Origin of the sequence: Hymenobacter volaticus (genome assembly GCF_022921055.1) — a bacterium.
Classification (GTDB): Bacteria; Bacteroidota; Bacteroidia; order Cytophagales; family Hymenobacteraceae; genus Hymenobacter; species Hymenobacter volaticus.
In genome coordinates, this window is sequence record NZ_CP095061.1 from 2,949,992 (window position 1) to 2,970,770 (window position 20,779).

Annotated in this window: 20 protein-coding genes; 6 read left to right on the top strand and 14 right to left on the bottom strand. The window is 54.7% G+C overall.

From position 1 onward, the window contains the following. Positions 1 to 13 precede the first annotated feature (13 nt). Positions 14 to 427, top strand: coding sequence for a hypothetical protein (locus MUN86_RS12850; RefSeq protein ID WP_245118321.1), 414 nt, complete (start codon positions 14 to 16; stop codon positions 425 to 427). Positions 428 to 553: 126 nt separating this feature from the next. On the opposite strand, the gene MUN86_RS12855 is transcribed toward MUN86_RS12850, so the two are convergent. The 3 genes from MUN86_RS12855 to MUN86_RS12865 are packed head-to-tail and all read right to left on the bottom strand — an operon-like array spanning position 554 to position 2,537. Next, the gene (locus MUN86_RS12855; RefSeq protein WP_245118322.1) at positions 554 to 1,108 is read right to left on the bottom strand and encodes an OmpA family protein; all 555 of its coding nucleotides are present in this window, start codon (positions 1,106 to 1,108) and stop codon (positions 554 to 556) included. Beyond that, positions 1,084 to 1,848, bottom strand: a complete 765-nt coding sequence (locus MUN86_RS12860) for an NHL repeat-containing protein (RefSeq protein WP_245118323.1) — start codon at positions 1,846 to 1,848, stop codon at positions 1,084 to 1,086. The genes MUN86_RS12855 and MUN86_RS12860 overlap by 25 nt, the downstream gene beginning before the upstream one ends. Then, complete coding sequence (locus MUN86_RS12865; protein WP_245118324.1) at positions 1,821 to 2,537, bottom strand: hypothetical protein; 717 nt, start codon at positions 2,535 to 2,537, stop codon at positions 1,821 to 1,823. Before MUN86_RS12865 ends, MUN86_RS12860 begins: the two co-directional genes overlap by 28 nt. Positions 2,538 to 2,792: 255 nt before the next feature. On the opposite strand from MUN86_RS12865, the gene MUN86_RS12870 reads away from it, so the two are divergent. Together MUN86_RS12870 and MUN86_RS12875 are read left to right on the top strand one after the other, a co-directional pair. After that, positions 2,793 to 3,383: a sulfurtransferase gene (locus MUN86_RS12870; RefSeq protein ID WP_245118326.1), complete on the top strand. Its 591-nt coding sequence runs from the start codon at positions 2,793 to 2,795 to the stop codon at positions 3,381 to 3,383. Then, positions 3,380 to 3,631 carry a sulfurtransferase gene (locus MUN86_RS12875; RefSeq protein ID WP_245118328.1) on the top strand — a complete coding sequence of 84 codons (252 nt, stop codon included), beginning with the start codon at positions 3,380 to 3,382 and terminating at the stop codon, positions 3,629 to 3,631. The genes MUN86_RS12870 and MUN86_RS12875 overlap by 4 nt, the downstream gene beginning before the upstream one ends. Positions 3,632 to 3,838: 207 nt before the next feature. Here the strand turns inward: MUN86_RS12875 and MUN86_RS12880 are convergent, their stop codons facing one another. From MUN86_RS12880 to MUN86_RS12910, 7 genes are all read right to left on the bottom strand, one after another. Further along, positions 3,839 to 4,198 carry a winged helix-turn-helix transcriptional regulator gene (locus MUN86_RS12880; RefSeq protein ID WP_245118330.1) on the bottom strand — a complete coding sequence of 120 codons (360 nt, stop codon included), beginning with the start codon at positions 4,196 to 4,198 and terminating at the stop codon, positions 3,839 to 3,841. 153 nt (positions 4,199 to 4,351) lie between these two features. Then, positions 4,352 to 5,812, bottom strand: a complete 1,461-nt coding sequence (locus tag MUN86_RS12885) for a 3' terminal RNA ribose 2'-O-methyltransferase Hen1 (RefSeq protein WP_245118331.1) — start codon at positions 5,810 to 5,812, stop codon at positions 4,352 to 4,354. A 255-nt stretch (positions 5,813 to 6,067) separates the two neighbouring features. Then, complete coding sequence (locus tag MUN86_RS12890; RefSeq protein WP_245118333.1) at positions 6,068 to 8,254, bottom strand: choice-of-anchor I family protein; 2,187 nt, start codon at positions 8,252 to 8,254, stop codon at positions 6,068 to 6,070. Between the two features lie 217 nt (positions 8,255 to 8,471). Next, positions 8,472 to 9,956 (bottom strand): GH1 family beta-glucosidase, encoded by a 1,485-nt coding sequence (locus tag MUN86_RS12895; protein WP_245118335.1) that lies wholly within the window; start codon positions 9,954 to 9,956, stop codon positions 8,472 to 8,474. Between the two features lie 147 nt (positions 9,957 to 10,103). Further along, positions 10,104 to 11,126, bottom strand: a complete 1,023-nt coding sequence (locus MUN86_RS12900) for a glycosyltransferase family protein (RefSeq protein WP_245118336.1) — start codon at positions 11,124 to 11,126, stop codon at positions 10,104 to 10,106. A 49-nt stretch (positions 11,127 to 11,175) separates the two neighbouring features. After that, positions 11,176 to 12,069, bottom strand: coding sequence for a UDP-2,3-diacylglucosamine diphosphatase (locus tag MUN86_RS12905; protein ID WP_245118338.1), 894 nt, complete (start codon positions 12,067 to 12,069; stop codon positions 11,176 to 11,178). Beyond that, on the bottom strand, positions 12,066 to 12,284 hold the full coding sequence (locus MUN86_RS12910) for a hypothetical protein (RefSeq protein WP_245118340.1): 219 nt from the start codon (positions 12,282 to 12,284) through the stop codon (positions 12,066 to 12,068). The genes MUN86_RS12905 and MUN86_RS12910 overlap by 4 nt, the downstream gene beginning before the upstream one ends. A gap of 241 nt (positions 12,285 to 12,525) precedes the next feature. Here MUN86_RS12910 and MUN86_RS12915 point away from each other — a divergent pair, with 241 nt between their 5' ends. After that, on the top strand, positions 12,526 to 13,086 hold the full coding sequence (locus tag MUN86_RS12915) for a hypothetical protein (RefSeq protein WP_245118342.1): 561 nt from the start codon (positions 12,526 to 12,528) through the stop codon (positions 13,084 to 13,086). Between the two features lie 265 nt (positions 13,087 to 13,351). Here MUN86_RS12915 and MUN86_RS12920 read toward each other — a convergent pair whose 3' ends face one another. Beyond that, positions 13,352 to 13,864, bottom strand: coding sequence for an NUDIX domain-containing protein (locus MUN86_RS12920; protein WP_245118343.1), 513 nt, complete (start codon positions 13,862 to 13,864; stop codon positions 13,352 to 13,354). Between the two features lie 386 nt (positions 13,865 to 14,250). On the opposite strand from MUN86_RS12920, the gene MUN86_RS12925 reads away from it, so the two are divergent. Both MUN86_RS12925 and MUN86_RS12930 read left to right on the top strand, forming a co-directional pair. Continuing rightward, the gene (locus MUN86_RS12925; RefSeq protein ID WP_245118344.1) at positions 14,251 to 15,684 is read left to right on the top strand and encodes a DEAD/DEAH box helicase; all 1,434 of its coding nucleotides are present in this window, start codon (positions 14,251 to 14,253) and stop codon (positions 15,682 to 15,684) included. 238 nt (positions 15,685 to 15,922) lie between these two features. After that, positions 15,923 to 16,414 carry a hypothetical protein gene (locus MUN86_RS12930; protein WP_245118345.1) on the top strand — a complete coding sequence of 164 codons (492 nt, stop codon included), beginning with the start codon at positions 15,923 to 15,925 and terminating at the stop codon, positions 16,412 to 16,414. 167 nt (positions 16,415 to 16,581) lie between these two features. Here MUN86_RS12930 and MUN86_RS12935 read toward each other — a convergent pair whose 3' ends face one another. The 3 genes from MUN86_RS12935 to MUN86_RS12945 all read right to left on the bottom strand — a co-directional run bounded on the left by MUN86_RS12935 (position 16,582) and on the right by MUN86_RS12945 (position 20,444). After that, a complete protein-coding gene (locus MUN86_RS12935; protein ID WP_245118346.1) occupies positions 16,582 to 16,749 on the bottom strand; it encodes a hypothetical protein in 168 nt (55 codons plus the stop codon). Between the two features lie 758 nt (positions 16,750 to 17,507). Further along, the gene (locus MUN86_RS12940) at positions 17,508 to 18,221 is read right to left on the bottom strand and encodes a helix-turn-helix domain-containing protein (protein WP_245118347.1); all 714 of its coding nucleotides are present in this window, start codon (positions 18,219 to 18,221) and stop codon (positions 17,508 to 17,510) included. A 540-nt stretch (positions 18,222 to 18,761) separates the two neighbouring features. After that, entirely contained in the window at positions 18,762 to 20,444 is a 1,683-nt protein-coding gene (locus tag MUN86_RS12945) for a L,D-transpeptidase family protein (protein WP_245118348.1), read from the bottom strand. Positions 20,445 to 20,779 lie beyond the last annotated feature (335 nt).

Below are 20,779 nucleotides of genomic sequence, written 5' to 3' on the forward strand. Positions count from 1 at the left end.
GTAATTTGGCCGAATGATAAAGCTTTACTTAGATATCGATGGTGTTTTATTGACAACGAAACATACACGGGCTGCGCCTGGAGTTGACGTATTTATTGATTTTATAACCTCGCATTTCGAGTGTTATTGGCTGACAACTCATTGCAAGGGCGACAGTGCTCCGGCACTCCGCTACCTCTCCCGCTTTTTGCACAGTGATACAATAAACAAACTCAAACATGGTGTTCTGCCAACTAATTGGGATACGCTAAAGACTGAAGCCATTGATACGCGTTCAGACTTTTACTGGCTCGATGATCAACCTTTTCAGGCAGAAAGGGCCTATTTACAAGCTAATGGCGTAGCTGATCGGCTGATTACAGTCAATCTGGACCACCCTAATGAATTGTTAACAATTCAAGCTAGCCTGCAGCAACTAATCAGATAACTACACCGGCTATATTACTAACCTTCGCGGCGCCAACTGTTACCAATTCTTAATATAAACTTGAGGCTGCACACAAGTTAATTATCCTTTATCCTCTTACTTATCTACTAAGCAGTAGTCTATTTTCTACCGCCCGCCCGTTACGCGGAACTCTACGCGGCGGTTGAGCTGGCGGGTGGATTCGCGGGCGTTGCTGGCGCGGGGCTGGGTGCCACCAAAGCCTACACTCGTGATGCGCTGCTCGGAAATACCAAGGCCAATGAGGTAGATTCGTACGGCGGCGGCTCGCTGCTCACTGAGTATCTGATTTTTCTCTGGAGGCCCGACGTTGTCGGTGTGACCCCGGATTTCGATCAAGAGGCTAGGGTCCTCCTTCATGACGGCTATCAGCTGATCAAGAGTGGCGTAGGAAGCGGCGAGCATCCGGGTCGTGCCCTGGTCGAACTGCACGTTTTTCAAGCGGAGCGTGGTGCCAACGGTGAGGGGTTGGAGCAGAATATCCTGCACGTAAGGGCCAGCCAAGGTGGTATAGATGCTGTCGGTGGGCAGGTAACTAACGAGCTGGGCGTGTGCCCTGTACGCCCGGTCGGGGGTGACGGGTACGGAAAACGACCCCTCAGCGGTGAGTTGCACCTTGTTTTCGGTTTTGCCATTGTTTAGACGTAGCTGAGCCTGGGACAAGGGCCGGAACGTGACGGCGTCCAGCACCCGTCCCTGCCATGTCGTGGTAGCCGTAGCGGCAGCAGACGATGCGCCGGCGGCCGCCGGCCGCGGGGAGGAACGGCCCGAAATAAGTTGCAGCCCGCCAGATCGGTATAAACGCCGCGGCGGACCCGGTACGCCTCGCCAGTTTCCATATTCACCCGATACAGAGATTTTGGGCCCGCCAGATAGAGCCGACGGCGGCCGACTTTGTCTAGTTGAAGCAGCAAGTCGCTGTAGCCGCCCCGCTCGGGTAGCCCGCTGAGCGGTATCATTTCAGGAGCAGTTTGGCGAGTTTTCAAGTCCACCTTTAATAGGGAGCCATCAGTGCTATAGACTTCGTAGAGGGTGTTGGCGTCATCAAGGCAGAAATTACCATGGGAGCCCGCCCCTGCAAAACCAATAATCGGAAAATAAGCCGTTTGCCGCGCAGGGTCCTTGGTCCAGAGTATGGTCACGGAGTTATCGGCGGGGCTGACTTTCACGAGCTTGTTGGCGTCGGCCGTCATGAAATACAAGTCGCCGTGCTCATCGGTAGCAGCGGAAATCCAGACGGTTTCCGAGCCCTGGGCAGGCAGTCGCCACGTGGTGTACTCGCCCTGGCGCGTGGCCGGGTTGTAGCGGTACACCAGTTCCGGCCGGTTGGTAGGCGCTTTGGTCACCGAATACAAGCAGTTGTCGAAGCCCTTAGCTAAGGCATAAGACTGAAAAGGCAGCACCTGCCGATGAATCTTCGGGGCTCGGTGGGGTCCGTGACAGAAAATTCGTGAATGGTGCGGCAGTCGTCTTCCCACATGTCGTTGACGATGCGCAGGGCCGCAATGCCATACATCTTGTCGTCGCATTGTTGGATGGCGACGGGCGGAGTCGGTGCGCTGCCCGTAAAGCGGAAAGACTCCACCAATTGCTCGCCCTCGGTCCGGTAGCGGCTATCCTGGGTGGTGGCGGCCTGGTACTCCAGGTTGAATTCTACGCCGCCGCGCCATATCCGGCGGCCTATCACGCGGGTACGGGCCGCGGGGGCGGGCTGGGCAGCGAAGGTATACTCGTAGTGCAGTTCTTCGTAGCTGCTCGCCGTTCGCTGCCTGAGGTGTAGCACCTGGGCACGGGGCAGGCGCAGGATGCTGCGCCACAAGGTATCCTGTTGGCCTCTAGCAAGCAGGCTAGCTACCGTTTTTTGGTCGGGAGGGAGCGGGCGGGAAGTAAGGGTGACAACGGCTGGCCGCTCGGTGCCACCGGCAACGAAGCTTACTTGCGTCTTGTCTTCGTTCTGGTGCCGCTGCCAAGCGCTCGGATACGAGAGTTGATAACGCGCCTTGGTGTCGGTATGCAGGCTGGTAGGCACGGGCTCCTGCGCATACAGCTTCAGCCAGCATACCGTCAGTACCAGCATCAGCAAAACCTTCATACGCAACGCAAACAGGAAAAATAGAAAACCAAAGAAAAACCTAGCGGCGTAGTGCCCCATTTTTGGCAGAATGCAACGGCTCCAGTGCCCCTTCCCGTTGCAGCTTGCTCGGACGGCTCCTGCAAATCAAGTAAGCGGATAGGGCTTGGGCCGAGGCAAGGTGAAAGCTGGTATAAACTTGCACCTTTGAATCTGCCAGTTTGCCGTAATATTGGGACCAATACCACAGGCAACCTACAAAAACGCCGAAAAAATATGGTTTCGATCATCAAGCCAACGGAATTATTGCCTCTACTCGCTTCCAAATCAGTCGTTCTGGTTGATGCCCGCAGTGGCCCCGATGCGCGGCAGCGCTACCAGCAACTGCACTTGGCCGGTGCCCTGCATGTAGACCTAGAGCAGGACTTAGCGGCGAAAGTGGTGGATGCGGCCGATGGCGGCCGGCACCCGTTGCCCCCGATAGCGCAGTTTGCCAAGCTATTAGGTAATCTCGGTATTCAACCGGCCACGCACGTAGTAGTCTACGACGATAAAAATGCCGCCAATGCAGCGGCCCGCTTCTGGTGGATGCTGCGGGCGGCAGGCCATTCCGCAGTGCAGGTGCTCGACGGCGGCCTACCCGCCGCCTTGGCGACTGGATTGCCTACGGCTTCGGGCGCTGAAGCCAGAGGTAGCAGCGCCCCCTATCCCACTTCTGGTTGGCAGTGGCCCACCGCCACCGCCGCTGATGTGCAGCAGACCACCCAAGCCGGCCAGGGTTTGGTTATCGACGTTCGGGAAGCGCGCCGCTTCCGGGGCGAAATCGAACCCATCGATTTGGTAGCCGGGCATATTCCAGGGCCGTGAACGTACCGTTCTCTGATAATCTGGATGCGGAAGGCAATTTTCTGTCACCGCAAGCTTTGAAGACCAAGTACTTGACTTTGTTTGATCAGCAAAACCCGAAGGAGGTGATTGTGCACTGCGGCTCCGGCGTTACGGCTTGCCACACGCTATTAGCCATCGATTATGCTGGGCTAGAGGTGCCAAAGCTGTATGTGGGCTCTTGGAGTGAATGGTCGCGCAACGAGCGCCCCATTGCAACGGGAGACTAAGGAATTTACAGCCATACCTCTAGGCTTAGGCAAGGAAAATCACCAGCCTCCGACCGGCAGCTAGCATCCTTGGCTCTACTGGCCTTCAGTTCACGTCTCGTCGTTGCTGACACCACTTATCCAGGGTACGGCATTTCGTATTCTAGTGCAACTTGGCGTTGCGAACTAAAGGTCGGCGTCGCCAAGTTTCACGTCTCTACCATGTGCTTAGGCCGCAACTGGCTCTGAAACTTCCGTTTTGGCGGCTACGGCCTCCTGTGGGTGCATGATATTCATTCGGTGTTGGCTGCCCCAATGGTGCAGCGCATCAATCACGGGGAGCAGGGTATCACCATAAGGGGCTAGCGTGTACGTAACGGCCACGGGCGCCACATCCGCTTGTACGCTGCGCGATAAGAGCCCGTTCACTTCCAACTCCTTCAACTCTTTGCTGAGCATTTTGGCTGTGATGCCCGTCACGTCGCGCTGCAATTGCTTGAAACGTTTCGGCCCTTCCAACAGCGACACAATGATGGCCAGCTTCCACTTGCCTCCGAGCAGGTCGAGAGCGTCGCGGACGGAACGCATGGCGGAATTGCATTCCTTGGTGTGTAAGTGCGGAGATGAACCGAGAAGTGGCATAAACCAAATATCGTTAGAAATCAGGCGAGTATTCCACAAGACACCGGTATACTTCAGTAAACCAGTATCCGAAATAAACTTAAAACGAGTTGTGCGGGCCTAGCCAATCCTTTCAAATACAGCCAGTTGGGAGGGTGCTCCTACTTGCGCGTCGTGCGGGCCAAGTGGCTCAACCCGCACTTGGTAGCCATGGCGAGCAGCCACCTCCGCGGCCCAAGTGCTGAACTGCGCTTCCGTCCACTCGAAGCGGTGGTCGGAGTGGCGAAACTGGCCGGCTGAAAGTTTTTCGAACTTCTGGTTGTAGGTGGCATTGGGCGTGGTCAGGAACACGACGCCTGGGCGGGCACGCGCAAAAAGCACTTGTTCAAACGCCGCCAACCGGCCCTCGTCGAGGTGCTCGATGACTTCCACCACGGCCGCGGCATCAAACCCGGCTAGGCGCGGGTCGTGGTAGAGTAGAGAGCCCTGCACCAAGGACAGTCGTTCGCGCTGGCGCGGGGGCATTTCGGCAAGGTGCAGCCGCTCCTGCGCCCGCAACAATTCCTGATACGACACGTCCATGCCCAAGATGTGCTCGATCTGCGGTTGCTGAAGCAGACGGCGCACTAGCTTGCCTTCCCCGCACCCAAGATCCAGCACCCGCTTCGCTCCTACCCGTCGGATTTCCTCGGCTATCCGAGCCAGGCGTAGGTCGTGGAGCTTCTGTTTTTCGGCAGCCGGTTCCGCGTTGTTTCCACTTGCTGCGTGAGTTAATGCTGTTGTTTCGTCGGTTGCTATTTCCGCTACCTGGGGTTCAACTTCCAGCACATCATCCGTTGCTGCTTCGTCGGCAGATAGCAGCCGTTTCAGCGTCGGGTTCACGTATTCAGCAAACCGCAGGTAGCGGCGCGTAATAAACTCCCGGTCGGGGTGCTGAGGCAGCCACTCCGCGCCGCGGTGCAACAGCTTTTCGGCTTCGGCCGGGCCTATCCAGTAGTGCTTGTCGTTGTCGAGAACGGGAATCAAGACGTAGAGGTGCGTGAGCAGGTCGCGCAGGCGGCGGGCCGCGTGCCGCAACCGCAACGTGTAGTAGCGACTGTCGCCCCACGCTGGCACAGTCGGGTCGAGTGGGTGCGCGTCGGTTTCCACCTCGTAGCCAAGGGGCGCGAAGAGGCGGTGCAGCTGCTCGGCGCTGGCGGCAGGCAAGGCGGCCACGGTAGCTTCGAGGGGCAGCAACGCTTCGGGCAAGTCGGGGCGGTCCTTGCAGGTGCCGTTCATGGCCGTGTTGAAAGCCTTCACCAGGGCGGTACTCAGAAACGACGAAGCCACATAAGGCCGGTCGTTGACGTATTGCTCTAACGCGAAGCCTTCGCCGGCCGGCCCCCGGTGGTTGCGCACCAACGCCACCGTGTCGATGTCGAGCAGCAACGCGACGGTGCAGCGTGTGGCGCTGGCTTCGGGGTAGAAAACGTGCGCCTGCCCGTAGGCAATATCCACGGATTGCAGCCGCGCCGGGTTTTTGTGCAACAAGTAGCCTAAGTCGGTAGCGGGCTGATGCGTGGTGGAGATGGTAAGGAGCATTTTGTTGGGATGGCGACGATGAGCCGCGGCAGGCCAAGATACGCAACCCACCATGACTTACCCGCCGGATTATGCCCCGCTGAAGGTCGCTCAGAAGACGCCGCGTTCTACCGTAAGTCTGCTGCGAGAATGGGGCACCAACAAACCAAAAGCCTCTACTGCTAATCAGTAGAGGCTTTGTAGCTTGGGTAACAATAGGTTTTGAATAGAACTATAAGAGAGCTAGTGTAGGGAGATAAAACACGTATAAAATCGTTAGCGCACCACTAGCTTCGAGCTGGCACCGTCTTCGGCGCGAAGCACGTACACGCCCGTGGCCAAGCCAACGGTTTCAAACTCGCGGGCTTTGTGCAGCGTGCGAACCGGCCGGCCAAGCACATCGTGGAGCGTACCACTGACGGCGCGGCTTAGCTGCACCTTGCCGCCCTGGCTTGGGTTCGGATACAGGTGCAAGGGCTCGGCGTTGCGGGCTGCTTTGTTGCTGAGCACACCGCGACCTTGGATGCTGTAGACCGAAACCGTGCTGCTGACTTCGTTGGCGAGCAGCAGCAACGGCTGGCCGGTGGGGCTGTTGGCTGGCGCAATAAATACAATGCCTTCGGGGCCTTGGTCGCCGGTGCCGGTGGTGGTGCTGCGGTTGTTGACGTATTGCACCAACTTGGGCTGGCCGGGGTCGTTGACGTTGAATACCGCCACGCCCCCGATGCGCTCCAGTGACACGAAGGCGTACACCGTATCCCGAATTGTGCCGGTCGTGATGCCTTCGGGCTCGGGACCTTTGTCGTCGGAGCGGTTCTTGCGGGACGGGTTGCCGGTAGTGTTGCTGGCGTTGAAGATGGCGCCATACGTAGGATCGGTGCTGGTGACGCGCTCCAGTAGGTCGCCACTGTCGTGCACGAGGGCGCCGGTGCTGGCATTGTACACGCTGAACGAGCGGCCGCCGAGGGCATATATTTCATCGAAATCTCCGTCGCCATCGGTATCCCCAAGCTTGTTGGTGACGTTGAGACGACCGAGCACCTGCGCATTTTTCAGCAGAGCAGCGTTTGGAAAAACCGTCGGGTCGAGCACATAGGCGGACTCGCTGATGCGGTTGATTTCGTTGAGGGCATTGTACTCGCGGGCGTCGCCTTCGTTGGCCGTAAGTAAGTAGCGCTGGCCGGCCACTTCAAAGGCCGCTATGGCATCGGGCTGACGCATGCCTCGAATAGGCCAGTTAGCCATCAAAATTTCTGGTGTTTGGTCGGAAGCATCAAGAGCGAAACCAGCCTGACTGTGGTCTTGGTAGCCAACCGTGCGCAAACTCGTGAACTGCCGGGTAGTGAGGTCGAGCGTGGCAATGGCGTTGTTTTCCTGAAGCGTAATGTACGCCGTCCGCGAATCGGCCGACACGGCTACATATTCCGGCTCTAAATCCTGCGCCACTGAACTCGGGCTGGCCGAAGTGCCACCATAAAGCCTAACACCTGCTGCCCGCAAGGAGGCTGCTTGGCTGTTGTAGCCAGCAAACCCCACCGTCGTGACGCTGGCCTGTGTTACTCCCGCGATGCCGCCCGAAAAGTCGATAACCGACACGGAGCCCTCGGGGTCCACGCTGTAGTCGGTCTTGGGCTCCCCCTCATTGGCCGTCACGATCAATTGGCCGTTGGGTGAGAAGGTAATCATATCGGGCAGCGCACCCACCGTCACTTGCTTCAGGAACGCGCCGTTCTGATCGAAAAACACCACGCTGCCGTTTTGCTGCGGGTCGGCGTTTTCAATAGCGCAAGCCACCACCCCGTTGCGCACAGCCACCGAGTTGATGCCGCCATAGGACGCAATATTGATAGAGGCCACCGACGTAATAACCGCCGGATTAGCTAGGCTTAGAATGTCGAGCTTCCCGCCCACAGAGTTGGCTACGTACAGCCGCTGCGTCGTAGGGTCGTGGGCTACGATTTCGGCCGAGTTGGTACCTGCCGCGCCGTTCTGGTACGAGCCAAGTCGGTTGAGCGTGAGGTTGCGCGTCTGGGTCGGAGCCTGCGTGTCATTATCCCGGATATACACCAGTACTTCCGTAGAGCCCGCCGTGAGCGTGGCATTGGTAGGATTTTGCAGGCGCAACGTGAAATACTCGGCTCCCTCGGCCAGCACGTCATCCGTCAGCGGAATCGTCAGGGTTTGGTTGACCGTAGTTTCGGCAGGAAAGTACAGCGTCTGCGTAGCAGGATAAGTGAAATCGGTGCCTTGTGTAGCTGTGCCTAGGTTGGTTACCAAGGCTACCTGTACGGTACTAGCCGCGCCAGAATTTGTAATTGCCACTGGGATGCTGATGGTGCCAGCGCTTTCATTGGCTATTGCCGTCGCCGCCGTAAAGCGCACACTCTGCGCTACTACTGGGGCGGCTTGCAACGCTAGCAACACCAATCCTAATCTACCGCCTGCAAGTAAAGTTTGACGCATCCCAATGAAATTGAAAGGTGATGTACCAAAACTACTGTGAGTGTATTACGGCATAGTTATCAGCTAATTACCGAATTATGAAGCCAACAACTTCAGCGGCTTTAACCATATGTTTGTTTTATACATATGGTTAAATAAGAGCATCTACTATAAACAATAAGATACAAGTTTTTCCTTGACTTGCAACGACTACGCTAGCCCTTCCTTAGAGGGTAGCTTAACTAGCGAAGGAGGATCCCGGCGCCAAATACACGGGATGATTGGAAGAGGTTGAGGCGGCCCTAGCGGCTTGATTTTGACGCCGGTTTTCTCCTGCTATAAACTCACTGTACCACTTGCCCGAATCCTTAATGGTTCGCCGTTGGGTTTCGTATTCCACGTGCACCAAGCCAAAGCGAGGGTTATAGCCTTCGGCCCACTCGAAGTTGTCGGTAAACGACCAAGCAAAGTATCCGTCAACAGGGATGCCTTCCTGGCGTGCGCGCAACACCTGTCCAATACAAGCCTGAAGGTACGCTTGCCGGCTTGCATCGTGCACCTGGCCATCGGAAGTCAACGCATCAGGAAAAGCAGCGCCATTCTCGGTTACCAGCAAGCGCGGAGCATTTGGATAAGCCCCGAATTGTTTTAACATATGGTATAAGCTCTCAGGATATACCTCCCAGCCCATTGTTGTATGGGGAACCCCACGACGCGACGCGCCCACCAACGAAGCCCACAGCAAGGGCACGAACGGCGAGTGTCGCACTACCTCGCGCGTGTAGTTTTGAACCCCCAGAAAGTCGAAGTCAAACGGCATCTTCTTCTCATCCCCGGGCTTGATGTAGCGCTCCAGCCAGCCAAGCAGCGGCACGTCCGCTACTGGGTAGCCTAAGCCAAGTGCAGGTTCCACGAAAAGCCGGTTAAGCAACGCGTCGGCGCGTCGGGTGGCCCGAGCATCACGGGCGTGACCGGGTCGCCACGGCGTGACATAGGAACAGGAAAAGGTGGTGCCAATCTGAGCATCGGCGGGCAACATGGCGCGCAGGGCCCTCCCACCCTCGGCCTGTGCCAACGTGGCATGGTGCGTGGCCGCCAAGAAAGAGCCCAAGCTCCGCTTGCCCGGCGCATGAATACCTAGTAAGTGCCCGGCTCCAGTAAACACCATCGGCTCGTTGAGCACCATCCAGTGCTGCACCCGGTCGCCGAGGCGCGCGGCTACGCGTTGGGTGTAGTCGGTGAACCAGCCCACAATATCGCGGTTCACCCAACCGCCCAACTCCTGCAACACCGAGGGCAAATCCCAGTGGTAGAGCGTCGGCCAAGGCGTGATACCCCGTTCCAAACAGCCATCCACCAGTCGGTCATAAAAATCCATGCCTTTGGGGTTAACCAAGCCCATGCCGTGCGGCACCACCCGCGACCAAGCAATAGAAAACCGGAAATCTCGGATGCCCATTTGTTGCAGCAAGTCTAAGTCTTGCGGCCAGCGGTGGTAGAAGTCGGTGGCTACCTGCGCCGTCTCGCCGCGTTTGATGCGGCCCTTTCGGCGCACGAAGTCGTCCCAGATGCTTGGGCCTTTGCCATCCAAGTTCCAGGCTCCTTCTGTCTGATATGCCGCCGCCGACACGCCCCACCGAAAATCCGGCCCGAAGTCGGCCCGAGAAAAGTTGGCAGGGGTTGTAGGTGGAAAAAAGGCAGCAGGTAGAGCAGTAGAGGACATAAGACAGACAAGCCGAGGGGAAGGTGGGGCCCCAGACTTTGGTAGGACAAACAGCAGACGAAATTGGCTGCCCGAGCTTTGGAAAAACAGAGCGGCAAAGCAACCAAAAAGGCGGATACGTCAACCGATTGAAAAAGTAGCTGCGCTTTAAAAAAGGTGAGTTACAGTTTGGGGCGTGCGTACTTCGGCCAGCAGCCTATCCAACACCATGCCCGTTTCGTCGGGATACGTCACAGGCACCACCAGGCCGTTTTGCAGCCATTGATCAATGACGTCCAGGCTTTTGTCTTTAAGATTTTTGACGACGGGCACGCCCATGCCCGCCAGCGCGGCGGCGTTGCAGCTCTGCTCGTACTGGTTGCGCATGGGTACCACCAACAGCTTTTTGCCCAAGTACAGTGCCTCGGCCGGCGTCTCGAATCCGGCCCCGCACAGTACTCCGGCGCTCCGGGCGAGGCTGTTGGTGAAAGCAGCCCCGCTCACCGGCCGTACGCGCACATTACCATATTCCGCCTCTTGCTGACTGTGCTTGCTGAACACCTCCCAACGCACGTCGCGGCTGAGGTAGCGCAAGCGCTTTACCAACGTTTCTTCGTCGAAGGCGGGTAGGTATACGGTGTAATGCCCATCGTTTTGCGGCGTCAGCTGCCGGACCTGCTGCCGGATAACGGGCGTATAGATGTGAGGCTCATAACGCTCGAAGTGAAAGCCAAACTGTTGCGTGGTGGGCGCGTAGTGGCGCAATACGGCCCGGCCCACCACATCGTCGTTCTTGGGTCGGGGGGCTGCTGCGCTCAGCACGGCGCTTTGGTGGCTCAAGGCCACGCACGGCACCTCGCGCAATCGGCACGCCCACGCTGACACCGGCTCGAAGTCACTGATAACAATGTCGTAGTCCTCGACCGGTAGTAGCCGCATCTCGCGCAGAAAAGCCGCCGAGTTCAGTTGCCAAAAGGTCTTGACGAAGTTGATGCCCCCTTTTTTGCCGAAAATGAAGCCCATGCCGTGGCAGCGGTAACGCACTTTGAAAGGCAACTGCACGTCGGCTGGCGGGCCACTCACCAGCAAGTCAACCCGGGAAGCGCGCTCCTGCAACAACGGCACAATATCGTGGGCGCGGCTCAGGTGGCCGTTGCCAGTGCCTTGGATAGCGTAAAGAATACGGGGCATTCGATGAGTGAAACTTGATACTGTAAGACAAAGATTTAAAACAGCTGCTTCAGGATCGGCGCAGCTGAAACTCGGCCAGCAACCCATCCAGCAGCGTGGCCACGGGCATGTCGGCCGCTGAATCTTCCTCGTCCACTTCTTCTTGGTCTTGCTCGGTGTTCGGTAGCATGTTGGGGTCGTCGGCGTAGCGATAGAGTTGCCAGCCGGTTTTGGCGGTGTACTCCAAAGCTGTCAGGTTTTCCACCCAGTCGCCCGAGTTCAGGTACACCACCTCCCCTTTTGTTGTGCTGACAGTCCGGATTTCGGGGCAATGAATGTGCCCGCACGCCACGTAGCTGTAGCCTTGGTCGGCCGCAATAGTGGCCGCTGTTTTCTCGAAGTCGCTCACCAAACTCACCGCACTTTTCACCCGGTCCTTCACCACCTTCGACAATGCCACCCGCGGACGACCTAGCCGGTGCAGCCCCCAATTCACCATTCGGTTAATCAGAATGAGCAGGTCGTAGCCCTTGGCCCCAAGCTTAGCCAGCCAACGGGAGTGTTGCATTGTCACATCGAACACGTCGCCGTGAAAGAGCCAGGTTTTGCCGTGGGGCAAGTCTAGCACCAACTTATTGTCGATGCTGAAGGCGCCGAGGAGAGTACCGGCGAACTTGCGCAGTAGCTCGTCGTGGTTGCCGGTGAGGTAGTGAATGCGGGTACCCTTGGCAGCCAACCCTGCTAGATGGCGTACCACCCGCATGTGCGTACTCGGCCAATAGCTTTTGCTGAACTGCCAGATATCTACAATGTCCCCGTTGAGCACCAGCACTTTGGGCTTTACCTTTTTCAGGTAGCGCAACAGCTCAACGGCGTGGCAGCCATAAGTACCCAAATGGACATCCGACACCACCACCACCTCCACCCGGCGGCGCTTTTTGCTAGCCATGATAGGAACAGTCAAAGCGCCGGGCGTGGATTGAGGCGGGCACTAGGCAGTGTACGCCGGGTGAGGGAAGCGTCCTGCGAATCTTCATCGGCATTATGAAACCGGAAAGGCATTCGCAATGCGCCTACAGAGCGAAGCAAGTAGGCAGCACCTAGCGCCAGTTGAAACAACGTGTAAGCTAGCCCGCGCACTGTCAGGCGCAGTAGGGTCAATGTGAGGGGAGCGCGCATATAGAGAAAGCCGTTTTTACCCGTTTCAAAGTTCGGTTTCCCCTATGAAGTGGGCGTTACGGGGGCGTTACCGTTAGGTCACGTTTCACCGGAGCCGGTTATATCCGTCATCCAACCAGTAAACCAACCTCACCGGCCGGGTGAAACCTGTTTTTGGACGAAATCTAGCGGCCTGCTTTTGGCACATACTTACCTTTGGGAACCTGAAACCCTTATTTCAGTTGTAAATCTTGATTTTTCTATGAAGAGAATAATTCTCCTGGCTGCCCTCCTGACTTGCACCTTGGCGGCTTCGGCTCAATATATGCCGGGCAAGCCTCGCAAGAAATATATGGTGGCCAAGAAGGATGAGGAGTGCCAGTACGTATTGAACGTCACGAAAAACACCGACGAAGATGCCGAGGTAGATGCCTGCGTGACGCGTGTCGCCTACCGCCCCTATGCTGATCTACTCACCGAAATTGATGCCTTAAAGAAAATCAAGAACTGGGCTGACACCACCTACCAGCGGCGCTTCAGCCAGTTGCCTCCCGGCGGCGAGTTGAGCGTAACGATGTACCGCCGCGGGTCAACCAATGCCGATCCAGCTCTTCTGAGTGTAGTTGCCAAAGACAAGGAAGGAAAAGAAGTGTTCAACTTGCCGGCCTTGGAAGCAGGTAACGGACGCTTCTGGAACCGGGACCTGTATATGAGCAAACGCACTATACCATTTGTTAAAACCGAGACTCCCCAAGATTTAACAGTGCTGATCAACGACGCTAAAACGAAGCAAACATTTGAGTATATTATTAAAACCCAATAATTATCTCGTTATTTTTACTTTACTTATTAACTACAAAGCCATGGCTACCAATACGGTAGTCATGGCTTTATCTTTATACATATGGTTGAAGATTGTCCTATGGCTTTTGAATCTCTGCTTTACTAATCCCAAACATTTCCTAACGTCTGTCAGGCTTGCAAACTATTGCCATCAAGAATTTGCTGTGGAAAGTGTAGAGCAAAAGCTCTTGCTAAATAGTCGTAGGTGCTGCACGACAACCAAAGAGTACGCGTGCTTTTTGACGTCATTTTCGAAGCTGCGCCCACTGTACTGCAATCAATGTTTTAGCGTCCTCGAATTGTTCTGCCACTAGTTGCTCGTGCGTAAAGACAACAGGCTCAATTTTCTCGTTTTCCTCTTCGAGCCCTCCCCCTTTGCCGCTCTTGTTGCTGACTTCAGCAAAAAAAATGGTGATAACCTCGGCATTGGCTCCCGGCGAAGGATAGATGCGAGCAATCTGCTCTAGCTGGTCCACGTCGTAGCCGAGCTCCTCCTGTATCTCGCGCCGAATGGCTACTTCCGGAGCTTCGTCGCCGTCGACCATACCGGCGGCTATTTCCACTATTTCAGCTTCTGCCCCTATCCGGTACTGGCGGGTCAACAGGTAACGCTCCTGCTTGGTATCCCACACCAGGGCTGCTACGGCGGTTCCCGGCTCAAACCGTTCCCGCTTTAGTTGCTTGTCGCCGTCTTGTACAGTAAGCAACTTCAGTTTGTAATGACCATCGTAGGCGGTTTCTCGGCTGATTATTTCCATTGGAGAGGTAGATCGTAAAGAATTTTCAGAAAAGTAAACGGAATATGTAGCAAGAGGTGTTGACGAAGTTCTATCCCGCGGAAAGTTGCTGTTGATTTAGGCATCCTTCTACGACCTATCTTCCTCTGCATCAGTACTACCTTTATTTTTTTATACGACTTTCTTTTCCCGCCAGGATGCAGCTCAGTTTGTGGGCAATTGCTACTGTTGAGCCCTTTTTGCTTCCTCACTGACCTGCCTAGTGGCAGCATTTTCTCTGACTACTACCGGTCTTATATTAAGGTGGCGCCTTTTTCGCCGCAAAACCACCGACCTTTGCATTCTTGCTCAGTACCCACTGCCCATCTGGCCACCATTAGGGCGCGGCCTCGCTTTTTTTCTTTTTGATGTCTTTCGACGAACTAAACCTGATTGATCCTATCCTGCGTGCTTTGCACGAGGAAGGCTACACGAACCCTACCCCTATCCAGCAGCAGGCTATCCCGCAGGTGCTGGAAGGCCACGACCTGCTAGGCGTAGCCCAGACCGGCACCGGCAAAACTGCCGCCTTTACCGTCCCTATTCTTCAAATTCTGCACCAAACGGCGCAGGTGGCGCGCACAGCGCCCGGGCGCATCCGCTGCTTGGTGCTCACTCCTACTCGGGAGTTGGCTATTCAAATCAACGAGAGCTTTGGGGCCTATGGCCGTCACTTGCCTAAGTTGCGCTCCACTGTCATCTTCGGTGGCGTAAGTCAGCACGCGCAGGTTCAAACCCTGAAGCGCGGCGTAGAAGTGCTCATTGCCACCCCCGGCCGCCTGCTCGACCTCATGAGTCAGGGCTTCGTGGACTTGCGCACCGTGGAAGTATTCGTGCTCGACGAAGCCGACCGGATGCTCGACATGGGCTTTATCAACGACATTAAGCGCATCTTGCCCAAGCTGCCGTCTTCTCGGCAGACGCTGTTTTTCTCGGCCACCATGCCCGCCCAGATTCAGGAGTTGGCTAACACCATCCTGAAACCGAATCCGGTGAAAGTGGCCGTTACGCCCGTTTCAAGCACGGCGGACACCGTCACGCAGGGTGTGTACTTAGTCGACAAGAACGACAAGGCCGATTTGCTGGAGCACGTGCTTAAAGATCCTGCTATCAAGCGGGTGCTGGTGTTCACACGTACCAAGCACGGCGCCGACAAGGTGGTCAAGACGCTGGCTAAAGCCAACATTCCGGCCGAAGCCATTCACGGCAATAAGTCGCAGAACCACCGCCAGCGGGCCCTTAGCAACTTCAAGGCGGGTACTACCCGTGTGCTGGTTGCCACCGACATTGCCGCCCGCGGCATTGACGTTGACGACCTGACGCACGTTATCAATTACGAAGTACCCAACGAGCCGGAAACCTACGTGCACCGTATTGGCCGCACCGGCCGGGCCGGGGCCTTTGGTACTGCCCTCACGTTTGTGGAAGACGAGGAGCGTGCTTATTTGCAGGACATCCAGAAGCTAATTCGCCGCCAGATCGACCTCATAGCCAATCATCCTTATACCACTCGCTCGGTGGCGCCGGTGCTGCTGCACGGTGGCGAGTCGATCAAGCGGCCGAAAGGGCCGGCTGGTCGTCCCCCACGGCCAGGGCGGGAAGGCAATGCCCCACGTGCTGCGCGCCCTAGCCACGAGGCCGGAGCCCAGCGCGGCGGCTCTGACCGCAACCGCGCCACCGGTAACCGTCCAGCGGCCTCTTCTTCTCGCCCAGCAGGCGAGCGGGCAGCGGGCGGTGCCGGTTCCAACTCAGGCCAAGGTCGTCGGTCTTATCGCGGCGGCAACAACAGCAACGGGCGTTAGCACAAGCTGACTATCTTATCTCATTCAAAACAGCCCCGACAATTGACGGGGCTGTTTTGCTTTACGGCTTTGATAATTCAAGTAGAGAAGCCGACTTCTGGCTACTGCACAAGGTGACTACGGCAGAATTTCAAAGCTGATAAACAGCTGATTCGGCAAACAAAAGGTCGGTTATTTGTATTTTACAAGCGGCGGCTACGCAGCCGTTGCTATTTATTCTTCTGACGACGTTTGTTTTATGGCTCACAGCACTCTTCCCGTCATTCAGGCACTCCGCGACACGGCTCAGCGCTTAGCTACTCAGGCTCCGTACCAATGGGGCCATATGGGCAGCTGCAATTGTGGCCACTTGGCCCAGACTATTACGCACCTAAGCAAAGGCGAGATTCATGCCCGCGCTATGCAACGCTACGGAGATTGGGAGCGGCAGCTAATTGACTATTGCCCTACCAGCGGTTTGCCTATCGATACCACCATTGATGAAATGCTGGCCCTTGGTTTTACCCGTTCCGACCTTACGCACCTAGAGCGTCTCTCCGATCCGACAATCCGGGCCGCCATTCCTTTCGAGCGCCGCGACGCCTTGCGCCACAATCAGCGCGATGATGTAGTGCTATATCTGCGCACGTGGGCCAACCTACTCGAGAATCAGTTGCTTGCCGGCATCCAGCTTCCCGAATTGCTACCCAGCACTGCTTCTGTAACCGGTACCCCAATCTTCGTAAGCTAACGGACTTCGACTCGTTCGAATTCAGCTATAATCAAAAGCCCCACCTGACGCGCGTCGGGTGGGGCTTTGTTTTGCGGTGAAAAGCTGCTGCTATATCAAGAAGAGAAAGACTCCATAGCCAAGCCTATGGTGTAGGCTGATCATTAGGGCCGTTACCCGAACTGTTACTAGTTGGCGTTGCTGCGTTGCGCCTCGCGGTACCCTTCTTGACGGTGCTCACGCTTGTAAGCGGCATCGGCATCAGGATCTTTTTCGGCGTCGGGAGCCTGCGAGCAAGACGAGAGGAAAAGCGGGGCGCTGACAGCGAGAAGGAAAAGCAGACGAAAATTTTTCATATCCCAAAGGTAAGCACCGCTCCGAAAACAGCCAAGTGTAGTTCGGGCTTCTGCCGGTTAAACTAATGAATGAATTACTCTACTTAGCCTAGAAGCTACCCTGTTTACAAATATACATCTGTAAACACTATAGAAAACCTCGTAGCACGCACTGTCTAAATACGGTGCCTGTTTGAGTTAGTTTTATCGAGGATCTAGTATTTCCCTCATCTGATTATTTAATGCTTGCAGCGTGACAATTGCGCTAAGCAAACAACTTTACTCACTGGTAGAAACGTATCAATATTTTAGCACAGCTAAACATGTTAGCGGCCTTGATATCTGGCATTATATAAATTTTTCATCCTGCAACCTCTGTCAAATGCCTTAGCATCTTAACGCATTAAACGGAGACAATTTAGCAATACCTGATTTTGCTCATATCCAATAAGAACCTGCGCAGTCAACTACTTATATCCCTACTTAAATCATTGATATTTTTTAGCTGATATACAGCATTTTAACGTCATAAATTTTCTTGGAATTTATACCAGTGTTACACCAGTGTAAATTCTAAACTTTACTAATATAATTTGTGAGGATGTGCTTGAAATGAAGCAAAGAATCGAACCTGCTTTCCTCTGCATTTACTACTAGTACTAATAGGACTGACAAATTGCATTACGCTTAATCACTCAGGGTAGCTAGCAAATTGTAGAGACAACTAGCGCCACCCTTAGTTGCAAGCAGCCATTGAATAGAAGTTGTTCGACCTTTTCCTACTTATTGTCGGGCTGGTAATCGGTGAAAGTGCCGTCTTGGTAGAAGATGACAATACGACGAATAGCTTTCCCGGGCTCGGCAAAGGGTTGAGCGGCAGAAGGTGCTGAGGTAGCGATAGAAGCTGTGGGAACCTCGGCTGTAGTTGGTGGCTTAGTAGCGGCTACATGATTGTTAGCAGCACTTTCTTGTAATATGGGCGCCGCCTGCCGCAGGGCAGGCGGCGTTGGAGCACTTATTACTTGATTATTATATAAGGGTGCTGCTGTAGAAGTTGCAAACAGTGGCAGAGATGCGGTTTCCTTAGCAAGGAGCGTGTTAGCAGGATCCAAGGGCACCTCCGTTTTATTTAACGTTTCAGGAGCCTTTACAATAGGCTCAGCCTTGTCTGACTGCGTCTTTGCTTTATCAGGGGTAGGACGGGTAGTTTCTGATGCCCTAGTGCTTACACGACGAGAAGGATGCACTGCAGAGGAAGCGTCTACCCCTCCCGCCATTGCATCATTGGCATTCATAGATCCGGTGCCGCTTAATAGCCAAGACAATGATAGGCCTGGAAAAGCGGCTATTATTTTCTGCACTACTTCCAAGCTTGGCTTGTTACGGCCGCTCAGTATATGGCTGACAATAGGCCGCGCGACGCCTATCGTGTCAGCAAACTGCGTTGGTGTCAGCTGACGGGCGCTCAGAATTTCTCGAATGCGGTCAACCATAGCTTATAGAAGCATTAATTAACAAATGTACGACATTAATTTTTCTCTAAACTGATCTTGTTTGTAGTTAACCAATGTAAAACAAAACAGCCGTTTATACTTGCCTGTACCAATTGTAAACCCAGTCTCTAACCGATTACAAATGTATAACATATGTAATCTACCAAGCTTGCAATAAAGCACTCAATCATTGCTTGATTTGCTAATTAGACCTTCGAGTATATTGTTGTTTCTTAGCTTAATTATGCTCTGCAGGGCCTGCTAAAAACCCGCTTACCAGCTGTTATCAGTGTTCCTTAGAGAAGTAAAAAGCGCATTCATATTCCTATATATGCGAGAAGCCCCACCTATTGCCAGCAGCAATAAGTGGGGCTCTTTCAATTCTTGTTAAGCACAGCCTTTTGTCCTCTGTGATAATGTAAGCTGTACTGGAGGCTAACGATTAATTAAAATACTCCTTAGCCAGAGACTTGTCGTGGCCATAGATATCGTCGCGGAAGTTCACATTGCCCCCTTCGTCAACCCAGGCAGTAAAGTATACTAAGTACACCGGGAGCTGTTTGGATAGGCTAACGTACTGCTCTTGGCCCCAGCAATAGTCTCCTCTATCCGAGTTAGGTCCCAACCGGGCTTGTCGCGCAGCAGGTATTCGGCTAGTTTCAACGGCTCTTCTACCCGCACGCAACCGTGGCTGAATCCTCGCTTGGCTTGACTAAACAGCTCGTCGTGTGGGGTGTCATGGAGGTAAATATCTTGTGAGTTCGGGAAGATAAACTTCACGTCTCCGAGGTCATTCTTGGGGCCCGGACGACGGCGCAAGGTGTACTTCCAGGTGGCCTGTGTTACGTTCGCCCAATCGATACTGTTGGGGTCGATGGGGGTGGCTTTAGCACCCCAACCCTTCACCACTTCCATATCGAGTCGGTCTAGAACAGCTTGCGGATTGGCGGCCAACTTGGGCCGCAGTTCCTTGTCGATGATGCTAAAAGGAACGTTCCAATAAGGCGCCAGCACCACCGATTCCATCTTGTCGCTGAACACCGGAGTGGCATTAAGCGTCTTGCCCACGATGACTTTCATGTTGAAAGCTTCCTTGTTGTTTTCAACAACGTGGAGCTTGTAATCGGGGATATTTACGAGCAAATAGTTAGGCTCGAACTTCTTCGGGATCCAACGCCAGCGCTCCATGTTGATGATGATTTGGTCGATGCGCTGGGCGACCGGAACGTTGAGCAAACGCAGCGTTTCACCCGCTACTAACCCATCCGGCTTGAGGCCATTTTGGCTCTGAAATTCCTTCACTGCCGCGACCAATTCTCCTTCATATTTCTCGGTAGCTGCAGTACTAGCCGGCGCTGTGGTCGATGTATTAGCCACTGTTTGCACCGGAGTTTCAGACGTGTTGGCGGCTACCGGAGGCGCGCTATCGGGGGCGGGCTTTGCGCTCAACAGACGCTGACGCAGCAGCGCAACCGCGGGGGAAGCTTGCCCAGGTTTGAGCTTGGTAGCGGCCGGAATAGTTGGCCAACCGCCGTTGCGTTGGATGTCGCGGTAGCTGGCCAAAGCCTTTTTCAATTGGTCGTACTCGGGGTGCAAAGGCTCGAATTCGTAGTAAGGATACGTGCTTTCCCGCTCCTTCAGAATTGTCATTAGTGCCTTATGCAACTTGATCTTGTTGCGCTTCACATCCCAGGCTACCGTCTTCACCTTGCGTGGGTCTACGATGCCCCGATAGAAGTCAGAAGCCCAGTTGAAATAGGTACCGGAAAGAGCCACATCAATCTCTTTCTCCAAGGCATTTCGCTTGGTAGAATCGTTTTGAACGGCTTTTAAATCGGCAAAAAGCTTATCGAAGTCCTTGGTTTTGTATTCTTTAGGATCTAACCCTTCATCGGCGGCCTTGTCAATGACACCGAGCATGGTCTTGGCTTGGGGTACCACTTCATGGTCGCGAAACCAGCCAAGCCGAAAGCCTCGCTCCCGGTAGAATTTCTTGCCCCATTCAATTTGGTCCTTGAACTTAGGCTCGGCACTCATGTACTTTACAATGTACACGCTGTCGAGCTTAGGCTGCGCGCCGCCTGCCTTGGATGAGAGACCAGGCAGCGACTCCTTGATTTGCGCTTTCTGTTCCTGGCTGCATGAGGCAGTTGCAAACACTGTCAGGCTAAGCAGCCAAAACAGCAGCGTGGATAAGAAAGCAGATCGAAATAATGAATTCATGCAGAGGTGTGGGAATAATCAAGAACGAACAATACCTACTGCAGGGCTTGGTGCAAAAAGCTATCCAAGTTAACCGAACAGTCAGTTGCGCGTTCTACTGGTTTCCGAGTCGATAAGTTGCTCGGTTTACCGTATTCTCCACTGCCCGCAAGTTAGCGGGTTTTGCCGATACACTTGTTATTCATCCTAGCCATTGCAAAGGCCGCCACGCAGCGCCTTCGTTTTTTCTTTTCGCCACTCGTCGCCTCCAGGCGTTGCTTTCTCAGCGCTGCCCTCTGAACGGGCGCAGGTGGCTGGGCTATCTTTGAGGCTGCGTTGCGCTTTTCTCGTGTTGC